This is a genomic window from Mesorhizobium sp. M0830, from assembly GCF_040319965.1.
GTDB lineage: Bacteria > Pseudomonadota > Alphaproteobacteria > Rhizobiales > Rhizobiaceae > Mesorhizobium.
In genome coordinates, this window is sequence record NZ_JAMYOR010000075.1 from 1 (window position 1) to 20,963 (window position 20,963).

Annotated in this window: 15 protein-coding genes; 14 read left to right on the top strand and 1 reads right to left on the bottom strand. The window is 56.8% G+C overall.

Annotation, left to right across the window (positions count from 1 at the left end; translation table 11 throughout):
* Positions 1 to 182 precede the first annotated feature (182 nt).
* Positions 183 to 2,312, bottom strand: a complete 2,130-nt coding sequence (locus NKI20_RS29490; protein ID WP_352837139.1) for a ParB/RepB/Spo0J family partition protein — start codon at positions 2,310 to 2,312, stop codon at positions 183 to 185.
* A 447-nt stretch (positions 2,313 to 2,759) separates the two neighbouring features.
* Between NKI20_RS29490 and NKI20_RS29495 the strand changes: the two genes are divergently transcribed.
* The 14 genes from NKI20_RS29495 to NKI20_RS29560 all read left to right on the top strand — a co-directional run bounded on the left by NKI20_RS29495 (position 2,760) and on the right by NKI20_RS29560 (position 20,956).
* The gene (locus tag NKI20_RS29495) at positions 2,760 to 3,155 is read left to right on the top strand and encodes a hypothetical protein (RefSeq protein WP_352837142.1); all 396 of its coding nucleotides are present in this window, start codon (positions 2,760 to 2,762) and stop codon (positions 3,153 to 3,155) included.
* An 80-nt stretch (positions 3,156 to 3,235) separates the two neighbouring features.
* A complete protein-coding gene (locus tag NKI20_RS29500; protein WP_352837145.1) occupies positions 3,236 to 3,991 on the top strand; it encodes a hypothetical protein in 756 nt (251 codons plus the stop codon).
* A 230-nt stretch (positions 3,992 to 4,221) separates the two neighbouring features.
* Positions 4,222 to 6,108 (top strand): gluzincin family metallopeptidase, encoded by a 1,887-nt coding sequence (locus NKI20_RS29505; RefSeq protein WP_352837148.1) that lies wholly within the window; start codon positions 4,222 to 4,224, stop codon positions 6,106 to 6,108.
* Positions 6,090 to 7,445, top strand: coding sequence for a ComEC/Rec2 family competence protein (locus NKI20_RS29510; protein ID WP_352837151.1), 1,356 nt, complete (start codon positions 6,090 to 6,092; stop codon positions 7,443 to 7,445). The genes NKI20_RS29505 and NKI20_RS29510 overlap by 19 nt, the downstream gene beginning before the upstream one ends.
* Positions 7,446 to 7,974: 529 nt before the next feature.
* A complete protein-coding gene (locus NKI20_RS29515; RefSeq protein ID WP_352837153.1) occupies positions 7,975 to 9,810 on the top strand; it encodes an AAA family ATPase in 1,836 nt (611 codons plus the stop codon).
* Positions 9,807 to 10,856 carry an HNH endonuclease family protein gene (locus NKI20_RS29520; RefSeq protein WP_352837154.1) on the top strand — a complete coding sequence of 350 codons (1,050 nt, stop codon included), beginning with the start codon at positions 9,807 to 9,809 and terminating at the stop codon, positions 10,854 to 10,856. The genes NKI20_RS29515 and NKI20_RS29520 overlap by 4 nt, the downstream gene beginning before the upstream one ends.
* A gap of 139 nt (positions 10,857 to 10,995) precedes the next feature.
* Complete coding sequence (locus NKI20_RS29525) at positions 10,996 to 12,798, top strand: hypothetical protein (RefSeq protein WP_352837157.1); 1,803 nt, start codon at positions 10,996 to 10,998, stop codon at positions 12,796 to 12,798.
* A gap of 74 nt (positions 12,799 to 12,872) precedes the next feature.
* Positions 12,873 to 14,015: a T6SS phospholipase effector Tle1-like catalytic domain-containing protein gene (locus NKI20_RS29530; protein WP_352837159.1), complete on the top strand. Its 1,143-nt coding sequence runs from the start codon at positions 12,873 to 12,875 to the stop codon at positions 14,013 to 14,015.
* A gap of 796 nt (positions 14,016 to 14,811) precedes the next feature.
* Positions 14,812 to 16,080, top strand: a complete 1,269-nt coding sequence (locus tag NKI20_RS29535; protein ID WP_352837161.1) for a hypothetical protein — start codon at positions 14,812 to 14,814, stop codon at positions 16,078 to 16,080.
* A gap of 508 nt (positions 16,081 to 16,588) precedes the next feature.
* Positions 16,589 to 17,377, top strand: coding sequence for an AbiJ-NTD4 domain-containing protein (locus tag NKI20_RS29540; RefSeq protein ID WP_352837164.1), 789 nt, complete (start codon positions 16,589 to 16,591; stop codon positions 17,375 to 17,377).
* Between the two features lie 58 nt (positions 17,378 to 17,435).
* Positions 17,436 to 17,723, top strand: a complete 288-nt coding sequence (locus tag NKI20_RS29545; protein WP_352837167.1) for a hypothetical protein — start codon at positions 17,436 to 17,438, stop codon at positions 17,721 to 17,723.
* Between the two features lie 115 nt (positions 17,724 to 17,838).
* On the top strand, positions 17,839 to 18,945 hold the full coding sequence (locus NKI20_RS29550) for an ABC-three component system protein (protein WP_352837169.1): 1,107 nt from the start codon (positions 17,839 to 17,841) through the stop codon (positions 18,943 to 18,945).
* On the top strand, positions 18,942 to 19,184 hold the full coding sequence (locus NKI20_RS29555; RefSeq protein ID WP_352837172.1) for an ABC-three component system middle component 6: 243 nt from the start codon (positions 18,942 to 18,944) through the stop codon (positions 19,182 to 19,184). The genes NKI20_RS29550 and NKI20_RS29555 overlap by 4 nt, the downstream gene beginning before the upstream one ends.
* The gene (locus NKI20_RS29560; protein ID WP_352837175.1) at positions 19,181 to 20,956 is read left to right on the top strand and encodes an ABC-three component system protein; all 1,776 of its coding nucleotides are present in this window, start codon (positions 19,181 to 19,183) and stop codon (positions 20,954 to 20,956) included. Before NKI20_RS29555 ends, NKI20_RS29560 begins: the two co-directional genes overlap by 4 nt.
* The last annotated feature ends 7 nt before the right edge of the window (positions 20,957 to 20,963 follow it).

Genomic DNA, 20,963 nt, shown 5'->3' on the forward strand with positions numbered 1-20,963 from the left:
CCCACCTTTTTTTTTTTCAGCCGCGCCTCTGCCTCCTCTTCCCCGCGTGTGGTGCGCTGGGGCTTTTTGTTTTGCTATTGCTGCTGTTGTTCGGTGTCGCCCCGCCGCCGCCCCGCCCGGGCCCCCGGAAATTCTCCAACAGATAGCTGGCCGGAACCGCGCGGCGGCTCCGGCCGTCGCGCTTACTCGGCGGCGATGTTGAAGGGTTCGCCCCCCTCGGCCAGGGCGCTGCTGTCGGCGAGCGCACCGTTCGTCGTGTCCGGCTCGGGGGCTTCCGGCTCCAGTTCAGCAACAGCCGTCGATCTGGCATTCGCCCCTTCCTCGTCTTGCCGCTCAGCGAACACCGCAGGCTCTGGAGTCCGCAAGGCTGCAGGCAGCCATCCGGTCCCGGCGAGCAACTGCTCGGCGGCTTGCGCCATTGGCTGCTTCTTCAGGTCCGACAGCCTCTCTGCCGCTTCCTCGCTGGCAGCTTCGCGCACGGCGTCGAGGATATGCGCCTTGGTGATGCGCCCGAGATAGGTCCGGACGGTCGGCGTCCAATGTGTCGTCATATCGAGGTTGACGGCTGTCGCCAGCCTGTCCGTTGTCTCGTGGGCGCGAGGCTTGCGCTCCCAAGGCTGCTTTACGGCATTGACGGTAAGCGAGGCGCAATGGGCGAACAACGCCATGACGCTTGCATGGTCGAGCGAGGCGATGAAGCCCCACAGGTCAGCCACATCGCGAGGCATGTCCGCAGCCCACTCCGCATGTCGGTCCGCCAGGGCCTTGCCTGCCGCCGTATCCTCGATGCCGCCCGCGTGACCGGCGAGATAGGCGCTGGTTGGGCGGATTTCGAGGCAGTGGGCTTCGGCACCCTGATAGAAGGTCTGCGCGGCAAGCGTATGGGTCACCGCGACAAGGGCGATGTCCGGCTGTTCGCCAAGCGCGAGGCGAAGCCCAAGCGTCCGATGAGCGGTCAAGTCGCGAATGAGAAGGTCCGACAACGGCTTTCCGTCGTCCTCCGCTTCTTCGTCGCTGCCACCATCGGAATCCGAACCGCTGCCGACTTCGATGATTTCGCCATCGTCGTTGATGGCGAAGTCCTCGCCGTCTGAGCGCGTTTCCGCTTCCGGTCCCACCTGCTCATCCTCGGCGCGGATGAAGCCACGTTCGATGCGGGCCGCTCCGTCATGGGAAAGCACGACGAACACACCGCCACGCGAAACAACGTCAGGATCATAGGCGTGACGCAGTGCGTCGATGCGCTCGATGTCAGCTTCAAGCTTTCCGAAACGCTGATCGACATCGTTCGGCAGTACCTCCGCGCTATCCCATTCTTCCGTGAGCCGGTTGAACTCGTCGGAAGCCGTTGCGTAGGCAGCTTTGTCTTCATCCGACAAATCCACCGGCTGCGGGTAGGTGCGGCGCAGGCCATGTGCGTGCGGATAGTCGATATGGACATCAGCCCATTTCCAGCCTTCGGCCTGCCTGACGCTTTCCGAGATGCCCTGGAGCTTCTCGATCACCAAGCGGTCGAGCAAAGCGGCATCCTCGTAGAAGCCGCCACGATCCTCGGTGAACAGGTCGCGCAGGATGGCGCCACCAGCTTCCATGTAGGCTTCCGCGCCGATGAAGACGGCTCGCCGGTCGTTTGCTGCAACATGCGTGCGCGTCAGTTCGCGGCGGATGATGTAGGGCTCTCGATTGTAGGTGAGGCTTTCGAAAACCTGTTCCTGCCGGGCGTGATCGTCGGTGATGGCGAAAGCCATCAACTGGTCGAGGCTCAGCTCGCCGTCGCGATAGACCTGCATCAGCTTGGGGCTGACCGCGCCGAGACGTAGGCGCTGCCGCACGACATGCGCGGTAATGCCGAAGCGAGCGGCGATTTCCTCAGCACCCCATCCACGTTCCTCGTGAAGCTCGCGGAACGCCTCGAACTGATCTGCGGGGTGCATATCCTCGCGGGTGATGTTCTCGTCCAGGCTGATCTCGTGCGCATCGTTCACGGTGTCAACGACGCAGCGGATCGGTTCGGTCTTCTTGATCTGCTTGCGCGTGACGCGCAGCAATTGCGCTAGCCTGCGGCCTTCGCCGATGCTGACAAAATAGAAGCCGGTTTCTGCTCCCTCGCCGTCAAGCTCCGGTTCCACCACTAGGTTTTGCAGGATGCCTTTGGCGGCGATGCTCGCGGCATAGGCTTCGATGATCGCCCCGCTGTGCGGAGTCTTGCGCGCATTGCGGGGCGACTTTTTCAGCTTGTTCAGTGGAATGAAAACCTCCGTGCCGCTCTCGCTGGCAACTGCGGTCTTCGCAATCGTTTCATTGGTTGTCATGGTTCTGGTCCTTTCCCGTTACATGCCGAAGGCATGCCCCTCGGCATGCCTTCCGGGGGCGCGTGAGCGCGCGGCAGAGAGGGGGGCGAATGCCGGCGAGCGGAGCTGGGCTGCGCGCCGAGCGGGGTGAATTGGATCAGTTCAGAGGATGCCGGTCATTCACCGCCTTGCGAGCGAGCGGCCCCGCTCTGTCGCAGGCGGCAGTCGCGGGGGAGAGATGGCTAAGACCATCTCTCCCTTTCTTTTGCTTTGGAGCCGATCATGCCTCTTAGAAGGTCCGAAAGGCGATAGAAGCGACGCCCAGCTTTCTGAGAGCACCGGCGACTTCGGCCCTCGAGCGACTACCGAACGCGTTGAAATTCTAGTGAATTGACGGGCCGCACCGATGTAAGACGCCCCTCAAGGTAGTATTGATGCGCCTTCGCTTTTTCACAACGTAGGTCGAAGATGCCGGGCGAATATCTTTTCTCAGAAGGCTCAACTTTGGATTTGGCTCGGCAGTTGCCCCAGAAGGCAATGGAGGAGTTGAAGGCGTATCCAGAGAATGTGTTTCTTTCAACACCCGTCGAAGATGCCATTGCCACCTTGGTTGAGAAATATCGCCCAAGAATTCCAGTTCTGGACGAAGATGGAGTGTGGGTTGACGAAAGGAGCAGACCTACCAACCCCGGCGTGAAAGATATGATATTTTTGAGGACCGCTACGGGACGCCAGAGCCTCATCGGTTTCATGTCGTGGTCTTTCACCTGCCGTTCAGTGGCGATGGCGGGTTCTTTCGGTTTCAGCCATCGCGCGCTTCATATCCCGGACCTAAGGCAACGGTCTATGGAAACGAGCTTCTGATAACGATTGAGACGGGGAACCGAGGCGCCGCGCAGGTAAAGGCGGACTTCCAAAGTGTTGTGACGAGTATCAAAGAGCACATGGAGACCGCGAAGGCGGATCTTACCCATGTCGACTCGCAAATTGAGAAGCCTGCTCGCGCCTACTTCGAAAAGCGCAGAGAAGAACTTCTTCGTAGCAAGGGCTTAGTGGCTTCGCTCGGATTTCCGATGAAGAAGCGGCCAGACGCACCAAGGACTTTCTTGGCTCCGGAGGTGCGTCGAAAGGTTGTTCCCGTCAGACCACCGACAACCGCGCCTTTCAAGCCCGAGCCGGCGTTGGACGAGAAGGAATACGCCAACATCCTAAATATCATGGAGAACATGACGAAGGTGATGGAACGCAGCCCTCACACCTTCGTAAACATGGGCGAGGAGGACATCCGTCAGCACTACCTCGTGCAATTGAACAGCCAGTACGAAGGCCAAGCCAGCGGCGAGACTTTCAACTACGAAGGCAAAACCGACATTCTCATTCGCTCGGAGGGGCGCAACATATTTATCGCCGAATGCAAATTTTGGCATGGTGGAAAGGGCTTCGCCGAGACCGTTGACCAACTGCTTTCCTATTTGAGCTGGCGCGACACCAAGACGGCGGTTGTGATCTTCAACCGCAACAAGAATCTGTCCGGCGTCATCGAGACGGCCAAAGCAACGATGAAGGCACATCCCCAATACAAACGCGGGCCAACGGTCGAGGGCGAGACCCGCTTCCGCTATGTTTTAGGTAATCCCGGAGATCCGAACCGAGAGGTGATTGTGACCCTCATGCTGTTCGACATTCCAACCGGGCCTTGAGCCATTCCGAACGAGCCTTCGGCCGCACCGCACCATGATGAAAGGATTGAGCCCGCGCGTCTGCCAATCGAAGTTTTTTCTTATGCCTCAATCAAATTGATGCTGAATTTTCGGTGGATCCGATCGGGATCGACACCAAAAAGTCGATGTCGTGGGAAATTTAGACTTGCTTTATTTGGCCTCTCTAATACTTTATTTCATCGTTCAATCATACGATTGTGGATGATCCAGTGGCCTTAAAGTCGCGCATTCCGACAGACGTGGACACCGGAAAGAAGGCGAGGGCCGCAATCAAAAGGGCTCGTGCCGAACTCTACGCGGCGCGGCAGTTCCTAGGTCGCGACACCCAGGCGGATCTTAGTGTCCGCATTCCCTTCGACGTCTATTTCCAGGATCCTTTCGTTACCAACTCCAACAAGGCTTACAACTTCGACAAAGAATTCGACGTGCCATGGGAGCCCGCTTTTGGCGACGGTCCAACCAGCGCTCGATTTGCTGTTGTCGACTATGACGGTGGAACCGAAATTCTGACCCCTCCGGCTCGCTGGGATGGTGATCTCGGCAAATTTGTCGACACCAAGGGCAAAGTTCTCGACCGGCGCAATCTAGGCTCCCCGCAGTTTCGGCAAATGAATGTCTGGGCGACGTTGCAGAATGCGCTCGACTTCTTTGAAGGCGGCTTTGGCCTTGGCCGTCGCATCGAGTGGGGATTTGAAGGCAACCGGCTTATAGTCGTACCGCACGCCGGCTATGGCGAGAACGCCTTCTATGACCGCGACAGTAAATCGCTGCAATTCTACTATTTCGACAGCGTCAAGGATGGCGCCCGCAAACGCATTCACACCTGCCTGTCGGCCGACATCGTCAACCATGAGTTCGGGCATGCCGTGCTCGATGGCATACGGCCGCATTATCATGAATCCGTCTTTGCCGAGACCGCAGGCTTTCATGAGTTTCTGGGCGACATTTCGGCAATCCTGATCGCCTTCCGCAACACTGTCTTTCGGACACAGGTGGCCGAAGCTACCGGCGGTGACCTAAATAAGGACAATCCGCTCGCCAGCCTGGCCGAGGAGTTCGGGCGCAATATTGGCGATCAGGACTACCTTCGAAGTGGCCTGAACACTCTCAGATACGACGACGTCAAGAATGACCAACGCCAGCATTATATGTCTCAGGTCTTGACCGGCGCGATGTTCGACATCATCCGCCGTCTAACGGCCTACTATATGAAAGTAAGAGGCGAGTCGGCGAAGAAGGCTCTCTGGTCTACAATCCGCCGCATGCAGTGCATGGCCGTCCAGCCGCTCGACCTGCTGCCCCCGGTCGATGTGATGTTTGAAGACTATGCATTGGCGGTGCTCCGCGCCGAGCAGATCGTCAATCCGACGGACCCTGACGGCTACCGAAACATGATGATAGACGTTTTCGTCGAACGCGGTCTTTTGAGTGAAGCGACGGCTGCCGAGCAGAAAACCCCCACTGCCGTCTTCGCGCGTCTAAACGTCTCGGTCTTCCACGACCCCCTGAGCATCGCGACCTCACGCGCCAATGCCTATCGCTTCCTTGACGACAATCGCCGTGATCTCTTCATTCCTTTCGCTGCGGATGTGGTCGTTACCGATCTTTCAACAGCGCAGAAGCTGACGCTCTCGGGCCGCCGCCTACCCAGGCAAGTTCTCCTGCAGTACATCTGGCGCGAAGACGTGGTGCTCAAAGGCGCACGGTTCGGCCGCTATGCCGGTGAGGTGACCAGCATGCTTTGCGGCGGCACTTTGGCGCTCGACATCGACGGCAACAAACTTGCGTGGGCGCGCAAACCTGGCACACTGCCGCTCATCAAGGGCTCCCGCACACGCGAAGGCGAGGACGACGAGGTCAAGCGCGGTATTGCGCGCCGCGAAGCTTTTTTGGATGCGCTCGCCGCGCGCATCGCAGCTGGCCGCATCGGCGACAGCGTGGCCGGTGGCGCGGCGGGGCTGCTGGAGAAGTCGATCGCGCCGTTGATCGCCGACAGGAGGGATGGAACCGTCCGCTTTAGCCTGTCTCCGCACATCGGCATTCGCAGCGACGAGGACGAGGAGATGGGAGAGCGGCCATGGCAGATCAGCTCCTGATCCGCGCTTACAGTGTCGGCGTTGGCGATTGCATCTACATCCGCATCCCAAAAGCCCGCAAAAAGGGCGGCCAGACCGATGACTTCCACATCCTCGTCGATTGCGGAAAAAAGGGCAGCGCCGCCGAATTGAAGGTAGCGCTGGATCACCTCAAGGGCGAATTGCCGGTCGAAGACGGCAGAAAACGCCTCGATCTCTTGCTTGTCAGCCACGAGCACGAAGACCACATCAAGGGCTTCGATCCGACCTGGTTCACAGACATTCGTATCGAGAATCTATGGATGAGCGTCGCCATGAACCGCGATCACCCGCAGGCCAAGTTTGCACATCAGCTGCATGACATGGCGGCAACGGCCATGCGCGGCATCACCGCCCGCAATCTGGCGCTGAGTCCGGAGTTGGCAGACATCGCGGCGCGCTACAGCATTGCCAATGACGGCGCAGTAGACGCGTTGCGCAAGACGCTCCCGAAACAAAACGGCATCACGCCGCTTTATGTGCACGCGGACATGAAGCCTGCCGACCTGCAGCCGGCAACACTCTCGGGGGCAACCTTCAAGGTGCTCGGTCCCGAATTCGATATCGACACCTACTATCTTGGCGATGCCGCCGAGGACATCCTGCATGGCTTCTCCGCTTCGACGGGCTTACTGAAGGGCAAGGCGAAGACGCGGACAACGGGCTCGGTTCCCGCAAACATCAGCGGCTCGGATTTCACGCGCCTGCAATCGCGCATGATGTCGGGCGCCTTTGCTTTTGCCGAGGAGGAGGGCGAGGTCGTCAACAACACCAGCGTCATGCTGCTTATAGAATGGCGCGGCCGCCGGCTTCTCTTTGTCGGTGACGCCGAATGGAATTCAGCCTATCGCGACAAGAAGAAGAACTTTGCCTGGAACACTGCCTGGAAGCTTCACAAGCCCGAACTTGAGACGCCAGTCGATTTCCTCAAGATTGGCCACCACGGCAGCATCAACGCGACGCCGTGGAACAGCAAGGAAGACGGCAAACTTACGGAACCCGCCACCATCCTCAATGCAATTCTTCCGCTTCCCAAGAATAACGCCAAGCCTGTCGCCAAGGCCGTCGTCTCGACCGAGCGCACCTTCTACCCGGTGATTCCGCGCTCCACACTCCTTCTCGAGATCGGTAAGCGCGTCAGCAACACCAAGAACTACAGTGCCGCGCTCAGCACCGATCAAATCGCTCAGCTTCCCAACTATGACGACTACGAAGCGCGCTGGCTGGATCGACCGCAGCCTCTGCGAACCGATCTCGAGGCACGCCTCACCGGCGATGATTTCGTTGACGTCACGATCAACCCAGCTGCCGGCTTTTGAGAGATGCACCCGGTCACTTTCGCCAACCTTGCTCCTAGAAGCGAAATTCCGCCAGGCGAGATCGTTTAGGAAAAGCTCGTTGATCAGAATTGACCGTTGGACTGTCCCGATCCCGTCGGTTCTAATGAGAGGCACAGACTCTCTTGCCGACAGGGAATATGCGCGGGCCAGGGCGTTCTATGGGGGCCGCACGGGGCCGGGCCAAAGTGGCCGCTTCGAATTTACAGCGTGGCGCCACGCAACTGTTCGCAGTACATTATTGCACCTATTCAATGGCAAGTGTGCCTATTGTGAGTCTAGCCTTCTGGGTGCTAGCGATATCGAACAATATCGACCTAAGGGTGGCGTCCTTACGGCAGACGGAACGCATCTTCCGCTCCACTATTGGTGGCTCGCAAACGAGTGGACAAATCTTCTCATTGCTTGCTCTGTCTGCAATCGCGTCGCGTTCACGCGCACTGAATCGGGGCGCGTAGCGTCCGGCAAGGGTGGGCGCTTTCCGCTCGAGGACGAAGCACTTCGCGCACCAGTGGAGGCGGATGAAAGCTTCCTGGTGCGAGAGCGACCGCTGTTGCTGAATCCGTGCGAAGACAACGTCGAAGAACATCTCATCTTTTCGGTGAACGGGACGGTCGCAAGTTCAACCCAGAAAGGGATGACATCCATTGAAATTCTCGGACTCAACCGGGATGCGCTTGTCTTAGCGCGTCGACAGGTTGCCGAAATGGTCATGACAATGATCCGCACGCTTCGACTGTCGAGCGACAGCACAGATGCCCCTTCGATTGCCGACAAGATCGCCGATCAGCTCAAAAATATGGCCAGTCCTGCTGCGGCGTATGCCGGCATGGTCCGGCAAATCATAAGCGCTGAGCTGTCCTCGGATCCCAAGCTCTCCGCAGCCAGCGTTCTTAGCGACATTGCCCCTACTCAAATGCCGGTGCTTTCGAACCGTGCCCGACGCAAAGCGGTAACGTCGTTGGCTCAATTTCGCCGCAGTCAAGAGGACTATTCGTTAGAAAACGAAAGCCCCTCCGACACCAACGCCTATGTTGCAGGCCGGGCTCGCCTGGTGGAGCACGTCAGCATCCGCAATTTGCGCGCCATATCGAAGTTGTCGCTATCGGTGGCGGCCAGCGGCGGACCGGCGCCGTGGTTGATGCTTCTGGGCGAAAACGCGACCGGAAAAAGCACCGTTCTACAAGCAATCGCCCTCGCTCTCGTCGGTGACAAATATTTTGAACGTGTCGTTGCGCAAACCGGACTCGACCTTTCGGGCCTGGTGCGCAGGGGCGCGGATTTTGGCGAGATCTCCATCCATCTCAGTGGCGCCAGTCAGCCCCGTGTTCTCAAGATTTTCAAGGACGGGAGGCTTGAGCATAGCGGCCGCAGCGCGCAGTTGATGGTTCTCGCATATGGTTCGACACGCCTGTTGCCAAGATCGTCCGGCAAGTCGAGTTATGGCGAATCCTATGCCCGCATAGACAATCTCTTCGATCCGTTCATCCCCTTGGCCGATGCGCAGACGTGGCTTCTCGAGGCGTCCGAGGACAAATTTCAATATGCAGCTCTGGCGTTGAAAAAGGCGCTGAACATCAAGCTTGAGCGACTGCTCGTGCGACAGGACGGACAAGTCGGTTTGATGGAGCGTGGCTCTCTCATTGCCCTGAACCGGCTTTGTGACGGCTACCAAACGGTCATTGCGCTCCTAGCCGACATCCTTCAGGTGGTGCTGGATGCGTGGGCCACACCTGACCTTGCTGAAGGTCTCGTTCTGCTCGACGAAGTCGGCAATCATCTTCACCCATCATGGAAGTTGCGATTTGTCAGCAGCATCCGCGAGATCATGCCCCGAATGCAATTTATTGCCACGACGCATGAGCCATTGTGCCTGCGCGGATTGGTTGACGGTGAAGTTGTCGTCCTTCGCCGCGGGCTGCGGAATGCCATTACCGTCGTCGAAGATCTGCCCGCGATCAGCGGTATGCGTATTGATCAAATTTTGACCTCGGAGCATTTTGGACTGGACAGCACGCTTGATCCTGCTTTTCAGGCACTTTTTGACAAGTATTATCGCTTGTTGCGGCAATACAGTGCGAGCATGGCCCGAACAGAGGCGGCTCCGACGCAACTGGATGCCTCGCTGCAGACCGAGATTACCGAACTTCGTACCGAGATTAACAGGCGCCAAGCGCTTGGCCAGAGCGAACGGGAGCGCCTGATGCTGACAGCGATTGACAAATTCCTGGCCACCCGTCCAAGCGCAACTTCATCCGCATCGCGATCGGCTACGGAAACTGCTTTGGATCGTGAGCTAACCCAGATGTGGGACGAAGTTTCGGATACCGACGGGGTAGTGCCTTGATCAGGGTCAGCCGCGCAGTAGCCGCACACGCGAACGCTGCCCTCGCGGCGACAAACAAGAGCGGGTTGAATGAGTTGGAATGCGCTCTGTGGTACTATTCGGACATCGTCCCAGACAAGCCCAAACTGCCGAAAAAGCCCCGAGCTGCGCCGAAGTTTTCTGCCTATCGCGACCAGCGGGTAAAGGATGCGCTGATTTCAATGTTTGGGGGTCGGTGTGCTTATTGCGAGAGCAGCTATGATCATACAGGGCCAATGGCCGTCGAGCACTATCGCCCCAAGGGGGGTTACCTGGACGAGAATGGAAAACTGCGCAAGCCAGGCTACTTCTGGCTCGCAGCCGATTGGAATAACCTTCTGCCGTCTTGCACGGATTGCAACGGGGAACGCAACCAAGTGCGCCGGATCGATGGAGCCCTCGTCAAATCGAAGTCCGGCAAAGCCAACAAGTTTCCTCTGGCCGCCGGATCGCCGCGCGCAACGGGGCCGGCAGGAATACAAGCTGAAGTGCCCTTGCTGCTGAATCCGTGCAACGACAACCCTCAACACCACCTGTTTTTCCGCGAGGATGGTTTTGTTGAGCCTGCAGCCGATGCACACGAACGCTCCGTCCCCAAGGGAATGGTAACAATTGACGTGTGCGGGCTTGATCGAGTGGCGTTGATTGCCCAACGGCGATCTTACGCTCTCAGGCTAGCTAGTTGCATGCGGCGTGTGCTCGAATGCGATGGCAACATAATCAAGTATCCGGCCGACATGAGCTTTGATTCGCAGCACACGAACGCGCTGAAATCCCTAAACGACTTATGCCGAGATAGCGATTATCAGGCCCTGACACAGGGATTGGCGGCGTTCTTTCGTCTGCTTCAAGCGGCAACGATAGACTACTTCCAGGCCGTTGAGCTTTGGCGGGCGTCGCCGGTCGCTGTGCACAGACAACGCGTCATCACCACCATTGCCAAGCTGAAACGGTTCTTCGATCCGGCAGCACCCTTTTCTGATCTTGCTCGACGATTGATCCCGCCTGATTTCTTGATGGGTCGCTAAACTCCGGATTGGCACAGCGTTCGATGAACGGCGCGCTGCGGAGCGATAGAGCAGCCTTCGACACTCCCGCAGGGCGGGACTTTTGAACTTGATGGACCATCGTCGCCGTTCGGCAGCGACGCTAAAGGGGAACTCCTTATTGGCCAAAACAATTAAGCTCGGTGATCTGCTTCCTTACCTGGCACCTGTGCTGCTGGAGGCGACAGGCGATCTGGTAGGCGAACGCCTTGTTAAGGAGGTCATCAGTGCCGTTTCCGAACACGCAGGACGATCGACGGCGCGCAGACGGCGCATTGTCGCAACGACCGCCCTTGAGGAGGATGACGGACTTTACTTTCAGGCCTTGGTTTACCGCGAAGCAGGAGCGCCGGCGTGGTTGGCCGCAGTCGAACTCGAAGACGTTGTGCACCACCTGGTGGTCGTCGCAGCGAAAGCCAAGAGCCTCGCCATCTGCGCTTCCGACAGCTCGATGCGCGAACGGATCGTCAAAGACCTCAAAGTGGCAAGGCGCATGCCACGCGCCGCGATTGCCGCCTTTGTCGGGCCTGAAGCCAAAGCAATCTGGCTGAACGGGATCCACACGCCGACGTCTTCCAAAGCGGACACCAAGGCACTGACAGGACCGACTCTGGAATACGCAATCGATCCAATAGGTGACCAGACCTATTACTATTCAGCGGCACGCACGATTCCGGATGTCCCGGGTTTGAAGACTGCCGAGAAGAAATCTCCCGTGGTGGGAGCTGCACCTGGTGGAGCCCGCATCTGGGTCAGACGGTCGAGCAGTTGGAGATCCTTCAAGGCCGAGCTCGCCGCGGTCATCGCCCATGCGACACAGGGGAAGCGCGCTGTCGACCCGTTTGCATCACTATCGCAAGCGATCGACAGCGCTGTCGGCGTCGAGCGCGCATACGCAATCTCGGTTATTCCAGCGGAGCTTCTTACCGAAGACGAAATTCCAGAGGCAGATCGCGAAGCAGCGCGGCGCTGGGCATTCGATGCAACCTATGTGGTCAAGCCCACAGATGGCCTGTCTTTCACCGTTGAACCCAGTCTGGTTGGCCAGCGACTTGGCCTGCTGAAGCTGTCCGTGACCCTCGCCGGTGGGGACGTTACGATCGACCACGCTTGGATCGATGAAGAACCCGGGCAAGACACCGCGCGGGATGAGTGTACCGGCTTCCTCACCGATATCGACAAGGTCAAGATCTACTACGAGAGCGGCCATGCGATTGCGCAGGGACACTGCTATGCGGGCGGCTTTACGGACCAACCGTTCGGGTGGAGCTTTCATACCTTCGCTGGCTATGCGGTCGACACCGAGAAGCCGACTTTCAGCAAGGCTGAACCGCTCGCCACACGCATCGCGGTCGACGGCGATAACTCGTTGTTCGCCTATGTGTGCGAAAAGATGTTTCTAGGACCTGATGGCAAGCCGAAGGGTTGGCTTGCCAGCGATGACGGATCGATGGAACTGGCTGATTTCATCCATATTGATCCCGAAACAAAAGTCATCAGCCTCATTCACGTCAAGGGCTCGGGGTCAAAGGCCGCCAATCGGGGTGCCGCGCCGGCCGACTACGAGATTGTCGTTTCCCAGGCGGTGAAGAACATTCGCCATCTCGATCGTCGTCTGCTGTTTGAGGAGCTCACGAAGGGAAAGGCGAAAAAGATTGGCGCCGCTGTCTGGCACGATGGGGTCAAACAGCCCAATCGCGGGGGCTTCCTGAAAGCGGTCGAAAAGCTGCCTGCCTCCGCGTCGAAGGTCTTGATCGTCCTTCAACCTCGTCTCACCAAAACTGAGATTGCACGATGTCGCGCGGCTGGAGCGCCTGCGACTAGTGCGATGCGGATAAAGCAGATCGATACACTCATGCTTGCCGCGCGTGCTTCCGCCTTGGCGTGCGGTGCCACGTTCATTGGCATCGCAGATGAAATCTGAAAAAGCTGTCTCTGCAACTATCCAGACGAGGGCTGTCAGACGGGATAACTCTATCAGATGCCAAGGCGAGTTCGATGACCAAAAACATTGTTGTTTGCTGCGATGGCACAGGGAACGAGGTTGAGGGTGACCTTTCCAACGTTCTCAAGCTGTTTCGGATTGCCCAAAAGAACGAGCAACAGGTCGTCTACTACAATCCTGGTGTCGGTACGATTGGCCTGAGCAGCGAATGGGGACGTGTCTTTCAGAATGCAAAGGGCATTTTCGGTCTGGCGACCGGCTACGGCCTCGACGACAACATCATGGATGCATACCGTTTCATATGTCAGCGTTATGAAGACGGCGATAAACTTTTCTTTTTCGGGTTCAGCCGCGGCTCCTACACGGTGCGTGCCCTAGCCGGTTTGATCCACATGGTGGGCCTGCTAAGGCCCGAGCAATTCAACGTCGCCAACTATGCGCTGACCGCTTACAAACGGGCGAGCCAAGAGAACAACCTTCATCTTGCGTGGGATTTTGCACGCATCATGAGCACCCGCCATGCCACTGTCCATTTTCTCGGCGTGTGGGACACGGTGGCATCAATGATCGTGCCGCGCCAAGACCGCTTCTATCTGCCCAGCCTACGTACTCTCCCGTTCACACGCACCAATCCAAGCGTGCGCTGTTTTCGACAGGCGGTGGCGGTCGACGAGCGGCGACGAATGTTTCGGCTGAACCGATGGGAGCCAAGACAAAATTACGAACCGGTCCCCTTTGCCAATCCGCCGAGTGTCATGCCGCAGGACACAGTGCAGATGGCATTCGCGGGAGTGCATTCTGACATTGGTGGAGGCTACCCCGAATCAGAAAGTGCGCTTTCGAAATTCCCCTTGGCCTGGCTCACCGACGAGGCAACTTCTCATGGTTTACAAATCAATGCGACGATGTACGACCATCTCGTCAACGGAAAGGCCCTGCCCGGCGGGAAATATCGCTATGTCGCGCCGGACGCCGCTGGCAAGCTCCATAATTCGCTGAATTGGGCGTGGTGGATACTCGAGCTGCTACCGAAAAGTGTAAAGTGGCGCGAAAGGAAACGGCCTTCACTTTTCGGCTTTTACTTCCCGTGGGCGGAGCCTCGGAAGTTACCGGAGGAATTGCAGATTCATCCATCAGTGAAAGAACGAATGCGCCGCGTGGCCAACTATCGTCCGATCAACTTGAGCAATCCATAATGAATGACCGAGTTGGGAATTTCTTGGTTTTACCCGCTAAAGAATTAGATAGGCTCAAGATCGATCGAGACATGGGGAATTTTGGTTCTTCCAGGAGCCCTGCGCGCTCTCGATATTGTTGCGTCAAAAGCTGAGTTCAATTGTCCGGTTGCTTGCTATCGCAATTCTCCGATTGCGTGCGCCAGAGAACCTAGACAATATAGAGAACCTAATTTTTTGGAGGGGAAAATGCTTGTTAACTTGATCGATCACAATGGCAACCAAGTCTCCATTGAGGCATCCCGCATCATAAAGATTCGTTCAGCTCTGCTTCGGAAGAGCCGAGGGCGACAGTCTTTGTAGACTACGCCACAAATGGTGTCTTCGTCCGTGGAAATTTTGCCGGCGTATGTGCGCTTTTCTCACCACACGTTCGGCTGGCTATGCTGCATCTCCCAACAGGCTCGCCCGTAGCACTGAATGCTGACGGGATTTCGGCAGTGCAAGTCAGCCCAGTGGTAGATGGAAAGCCTGCTTACCGTGGAAACAGTGTTGCAGTTGTCGATCAAAATCATTGGAACAATCGCGTACCGGCTCGAAACATGATCGCTTTGAAGGAGACCGTGGCCGAAGCAACCGCGATTATCGCTGGCGCCTGAGCCGGTCCGTGTCGGAGTGGGTCTGCTCCCCTTAGACATGTCGTTCCGGGGATACCGTGAAAAGGAGGATCAGCATGGTATGGCGTCCACCGGCCAAAATCATAAGCGATCTAAGCGCAGTTCCCGTAAGGCAGGTCCTCAACAGGGGCGGAAATGAGATGCTCCTGCCAGATCACATGGCTTTTGAATGGGAGCATCTTGTTCTGGCCCTCGCCCGCACGCGGACGATGAGCACGAATACATTGGGCCTGACGCAGGAGGAGCGGCAACGCCTGATAGATTTTATTGGACAAAACGTGGCCAGCTACATTGATTTGTTTGTTGATAGCAGCAGCGCCGAGTTTTGTTTCACTGAGAAAATGGATTGCCTAGCCGACGACGAGCGGACCTCGCTTGCAGGAAAGGTCGGCGCGGCCGTCGCAGATCTGGCGATGGAGCAATTGGGCTTCCATTGGCGCGCAAACGCACGAGAAGCAAACCTCAAATTGAGCAAGCGTGTCAGGCAAGCCACAAAGAAGATACCCGATTTTGTCTACGATCCAGGCGCGCAGCATGGATTTCAGCAGGGGAGCGTTGTCGTTGTCGAAGCGAAAGGGAGCCTCTCAAGGAAGCGAGCTAAGCGGAGTACGATCTTCAAGCTCGCGCAAAACGCTTACAACGAACAGGTCCGAGATTTCATCGACTCCGAAGGAGACGGCGTCGTAGTAGCGAGCGGCTATGCCGTCGCCTTTGGATCGATCCCCGGCGAGCGTGGATCTACGCTTGCCATTGCAAGCCCGCAACCATTTCACGCCCACGCTTCCTCCGTCGTCCGCGCGTCTTCATTGTCGTCTGCTGCGCGCGGCGGAATGCAGGAGGCGGTCATGGATCAGGCAGTCGATGAGGAGGAGGAGGAGCCGCTGGCGTCTTATCGGTTCGGTGGCGGGGATGGTGGCGGCCGCGGCGGTGGGCGTCGGGAGGATGGCGAGCGCGCGCAGCCTAGCGGGCGCGTGGCATTCGCAAATTACGAAAGCGTTTTCGAGCTGTGTGGAGCTACTACGGCGGCGTCACTGTTTAGAAACATTCTCTCAGGACGAGGCGCAGAAGAGCTCGAGTCGTTGGACATTATCCAAGACTTTTGGCTCGTGGATCACGCTGATGGCTTTCTGGTTGGCTCAGACTACTCCCGTTCTGGGTGGCCAGGCTGGGGAATTTTCGCGATTTACGAGCGTTCCGCAGTGCAGATCCTTGAAATTGCGGCGAAGAACCTAAAGTCGCCGCCGCCCATCGTGAAGATGGCCATCGTGCCGGATACTCTGCGTAGTGTGTCTGTCACCGAGACAGGCGTTGCGGTGCACGGGGACGGTTTGGCATATGTCGATATCAGCCATTGGCCAATACACGGTAAACTCATGCAATGGCATCTTCGCGAGGCCCGATGGATTTGAATGATGCCAGCATGAGCAGGGCGGATCGACCGCGTCTGCCCCGGTGCATAACGAAGGACATTGGGGGACAGGCATGGTTCCGAACATCCGATTTCAGGAGTTTCTTCGGGATATCGAGCCCAAGCAATGGATCAGAGATTCGGCCTCAGCGGCGCATTATTCAATACGAGATTATCTCAGGGCTCATCCCGTCTTTTCGGAGCGCTTGAAACGGGATTTCCTTGCCGGGAGGCGCCTGCAGACTATGAACTGGACTGGACGGCGAGTTTCGACCGGGCAGCACGCGCCCCCTAGCCTGCCGCCGCCATGCGCGTGAACTGCCCCCACGCTGCTCATCTATGCTTCGCAATCTTTGCAGGTCCGACGAGATGATGCCTCTCTTGATCGCAACCAGATCGTCGAACTTGGGTGTGCCGTTAGCCAAAATTCGCGATTATGATCGGCGCTTCAGGTGGCGACCGGCAGGCGCTACAGTGAGTCTCCGCCCAGCTAACAACGGATTCAACGAATGAACCGACCATTTTCTGAACGCTTTGGCTACAGCGGTCCTGATGCTGAGATTACGCTTCGGGAGGATGCTCCAGAAACTCTTCGCTTTGCGATTGTTCAGATCGCACACAACACAGGGAGAAGCTGGAAGTGGATTCGTGAACTGGTTTGTGCGGTGCTATTTGAAGTTCCAGCCGACAACAATTGGTCTGATTCGAATGTCCGTCATGAAGTAGTTGGGCTGATTGCCGATTGCCATTGGTTCAAGGTATACGACATCGCCGAAGCTCTTTGGCGCGGGCTTAGTGATGATCCAGAAAATCAGGATCGATATCGAGATGAACTCAACCGCTTCTTCCGAGAAAAAGGCATCGGCTGGCAGTTAGAGGACTACATAGGCCTTGCGTTCCGAGGCAGCGAAGGCTTCTCGGCCGTCACCGCGAAGGCGCTGCAAGTGCTTGAGCAAAGCGAGAGGACGACAGCTGCAAACGAAATTCGCGAAGCGCTGGCTGATCTGTCACGCCGACCAACTCCGGATCGTACCGGCGCGATCCAACATGCAATCGCAGCCCTCGAAGCCACCGCACGCCATGTCACTGGGCAACAGAACAAGAACCTCGGCCAACTCGTGGATGGACTCGATTTGCCCAAGCCGCTTGACCAAGCCCTAGACAAGCTTTGGGGGTTCGCTTCACAGTACGGACGCCATATCCGGGAAGGAGAGATGCCGGATGACGATCAGGCTGAGTTGGTTGTAAGTATCGCCTGTGCTGTCTGCATCTTCCTGATCGGTCGCAAGCCGGAGTGACAGCGGTGGCGCTTTTGCTTTCAGCAATCTCTGTCTGGTGCACGCAGAAGGATGTCCCATGAGCCGCCCTGAGGTGCTTTTGATAAAGTGCTATCGTCAGAATTATGATGACGTTGGTTTGCCTGACGTGCCGCAACCCGGCAGCCCATTGGAGGAGGCGAAGCAGGTTGCGACGGAACGATTGTTTAATCACTTTAAGAGCGACATTTTCCGACGAGGGCGACAGCCCCACACCGCTGATTTAGTCGGGGAGGACGGTCGTATCGTCGCGCGCTTTCAGGTCCGCGCCAAATCTTCCGGAGGTGAGGAAGTGATTGAGGTTCCTCTTCCTAGCCAGCCTCAGTGAATTGCCATCAGAGCGCACGTTCTCGGCCGGAAACCGAGGCGGCAGGACCGAGCCAAGAGACTCCCGGTCGACGTTTCTCTTGTAGCTGCCCATCCTTCAGCCATACCACATCGACGTGAATGAGATTGCTGATGCTGGCCCACCTGACAGGGAGAAAGGTGGTAAGTTTTCTTGCAATCGCGGTCGCGACATCAGCCGTCCTCTTGGAAAAAACAATGGAAGCCAATCGTTCTCCACATGGGTGCCGCCAATCTTCTATCGGAAATGCTCCGAGCCTGGTGTAAGCTCCAGCATGACCCCTGAACGACGATTTTGGTGGAGAATTGCGCTCGAGTTGAAGCTTCGAAAAAGCAATGGAGACGCGTTTCAAGACTTCTTCTCAACAATGATGTCGAAGGCGCATGGCTCTGATTTTGTTAGATTGCGGGCCTTCGGCGCTCTTGGAGACAAGGGTTGCGATGGATATTTGCTCCCGGTTGGACATGTCTTCCAGTGCTACGGGGCTCTCAATTCCGATTCGGGCAAGGTCGCCTATTTGATCGCCAAAATGGCTGGTGATTTCGCGAAGGCCCTCGCCGGCGTGCCAAAAATCATGAAGGAATGGCATATGGTCCACAATCTGGTGGACGGTCTACCCATTGAGGCTGTTGAGCAGCTTGAGGCCCTGAAGGCTGCAAATTCGGGGCTTGCGTTCGGCTTTATCGGCATCGAAGGGTTCGAGCAGCGTATTTTCGGCATGCAGACAGAGAAGATAGAGGATCTTCTCGGCATAGCGGCCACAAGCCAAGACATGCAGAATATGCAAACGGCAGATTTGCGAGACCTAGTGACGAATGTTGCGCAAGCGGCCGACGATACGCCCTTCGATGTGACCTCAATCAAACCTGTGCCGCCGGATAAGCTCGAATTTAACAAGCTTCCCAATCACTGGCGGCTTGGGATCGCAAGCGGCTGGCAAAACGCCCACCTGGTCGATGAATATCTCTCGCGCAATCCTGATCCCTTGATCGGCGAACGGATCGCGCAAGCTTTGCGGGTTAGATATCAATATCTGAAATCGCAGAATCTAACTCCTAGCGCGATCATGGCCTCTTTATATGAATTCGTCACCGGCATTGGTTCTGTGACAGTCGCTCGTCAGGTCGCAGCACAAGCGCTTCTTGCATTCCTATTCGAGAGTTGCGATATCTTCGAAGACGATCCCGCCAAGGTTCTTGCATGATCCTGCCGGGAAAACATTTACAGCATGATCGTGCGCTGTTGGGTGTGGGCGCGGAAATCCTGGCGCACCTTAACGAGGACTGCACGGTATCGGAGCTGTGGGAGCGGGTACGTTATGCGCGCGGACCAGCTGCAATTCCCTTGTCGTTCGACTGGTTCATTTTGGCGCTCACTTTCCTGTACACCGTCGCCGCAATCGACTTTGCGGATGGCATTATTCGTGCGGGCAATCAGCCATGATCGAACTTATTGAGAGCTCTTTACCGACATTCAAAACCGTTCGATTTCACTCGGGGCTCAATGTCGTATTGGCCGACACCCAACCAAACGCGACCGAGAAGCAGACACGCAACAGCGCCGGCAAAACCAGTTTGCTTGAAATCATCCATTTCTTGACTGGATCGAACTGCGACAAGGACTCCCTTTTTCGCACTCCGGCCTTGATCGATCATAGCTTCACCGCCACTCTCAACATCCTCGGAAAGACCTACAAAGTCGAACGGAGTGGTTCGGATCCTTCCAAAATATTCGTGATCGAGGGTGGCGACAACCGCACGTTCTTCCCTACCAAAATCGAGAAGCCGAGCGGCAGGATTTATATAAGCAACGTCAATTGGCGGGTTTTCCTCGGTCATGCGTTATTCGGGATGCCAGCGGATATTCGTGGCACCGTTTTCGAAGACACCGGAACGCCTACATTCCGGTCACTCTTCGCCTATTTTGCTCGCCGACGAAGCTCGGGTGCATTTCTGTATCCAGAGCGGCAAGCCGAACAACAGCTGCGGGGTGATTGGCAGGTAAATCTCTCTTATCTGCTTGGCCTGGACTGGAGAATTCCCGCTGAGTTTCAAACGCTGAGAGTCCGAGAACGCACCCTAGAAGAATTAAAGAAGGCATCGAAGGGGGGCGCCCTCGGCGACATCGTCGGGACAGTGGCTGAGCTTCGTCCGCAACTAACCATCGCCGAGACAAAAGCCGAGAAACTTCGATCTCAACTCGCCAATTTTGAAGTTCTAGATTCTTACCGCGACCTATCGCGGAGAGCGGCAAAGTTAAAAGGCGATATGCAATCGATTGGTCGTGAGGCCGTAAGTCTGCACGAAACACGCGAACATCTTGAACGTGCCCTGGCAGTCGAAAGCCCTCCTGATCGCGCTGACCTGCAAAAGCTATATGCCGCAAGCGGCATCGAACTGCCGGGTGTCGCCCTGCGTCGTTTCGAAGAAGTCAACCGGTTCTACGATTCCGTCGTTTCGAACCGCCGTACTCATTTGCAATATGAGATCACCGAAATTACTCGGCGCTTAAGTGAAAATGAATTTAGGCTTTCAGCCCTAGACTCCGAACGCGGCGACCTCCTCAGAACGCTCGAAGGGCGCGGCGCGTTGGAGGATTTTTTGAACCTTCAGCGCGATCTCTCGAATCTGGACGCATCCGCCGCCTCCCTTCGCGAGCGATACAAGGCAGCTGAGCTTCTAGAAGGCGAATCCACCCAACTTGACATCGATCGGGTGAACCTTAAGCGACGTCTTCAAGAGGACCATCAGCAACGCAAGTCAGCCTTGGATAAGGCGATCTTGCTCATCGCCGATACGATCAGCGAGCTTTATGATGACCGCACTGGCAAATTCATTGTTGAAGCGACAGAGAACGGGCCGGAATTCCGCATCTCAATTGAGGGCGATCGCGGCGGCGGAATATCAAATGTGGAAATATTTTGCCTCGACCTCGCCCTGCTCCAGTTAACGACTGAGAGGTTTGGCGGGCCGCGCTTCTTATTCCACGACAGTCACCTTTTTGATGGTGTGGATGCCCGTCAGATCGCGCGAGCGCTACTCCTTGGTTCAAGAGCAAGCGCTGGTGAACATCTCCAATATATTGTCACCATGAACTCGGATATTTTTGACAGCCTTCCTTTGCCAGAAGAGATCAATCGGGATGATGTCGTGGTGAAAACTCGCCTATCTGATGAGACCGAAACGGGAGGCTTATTCGGTTTCCGCTTCGATTAAATACCTG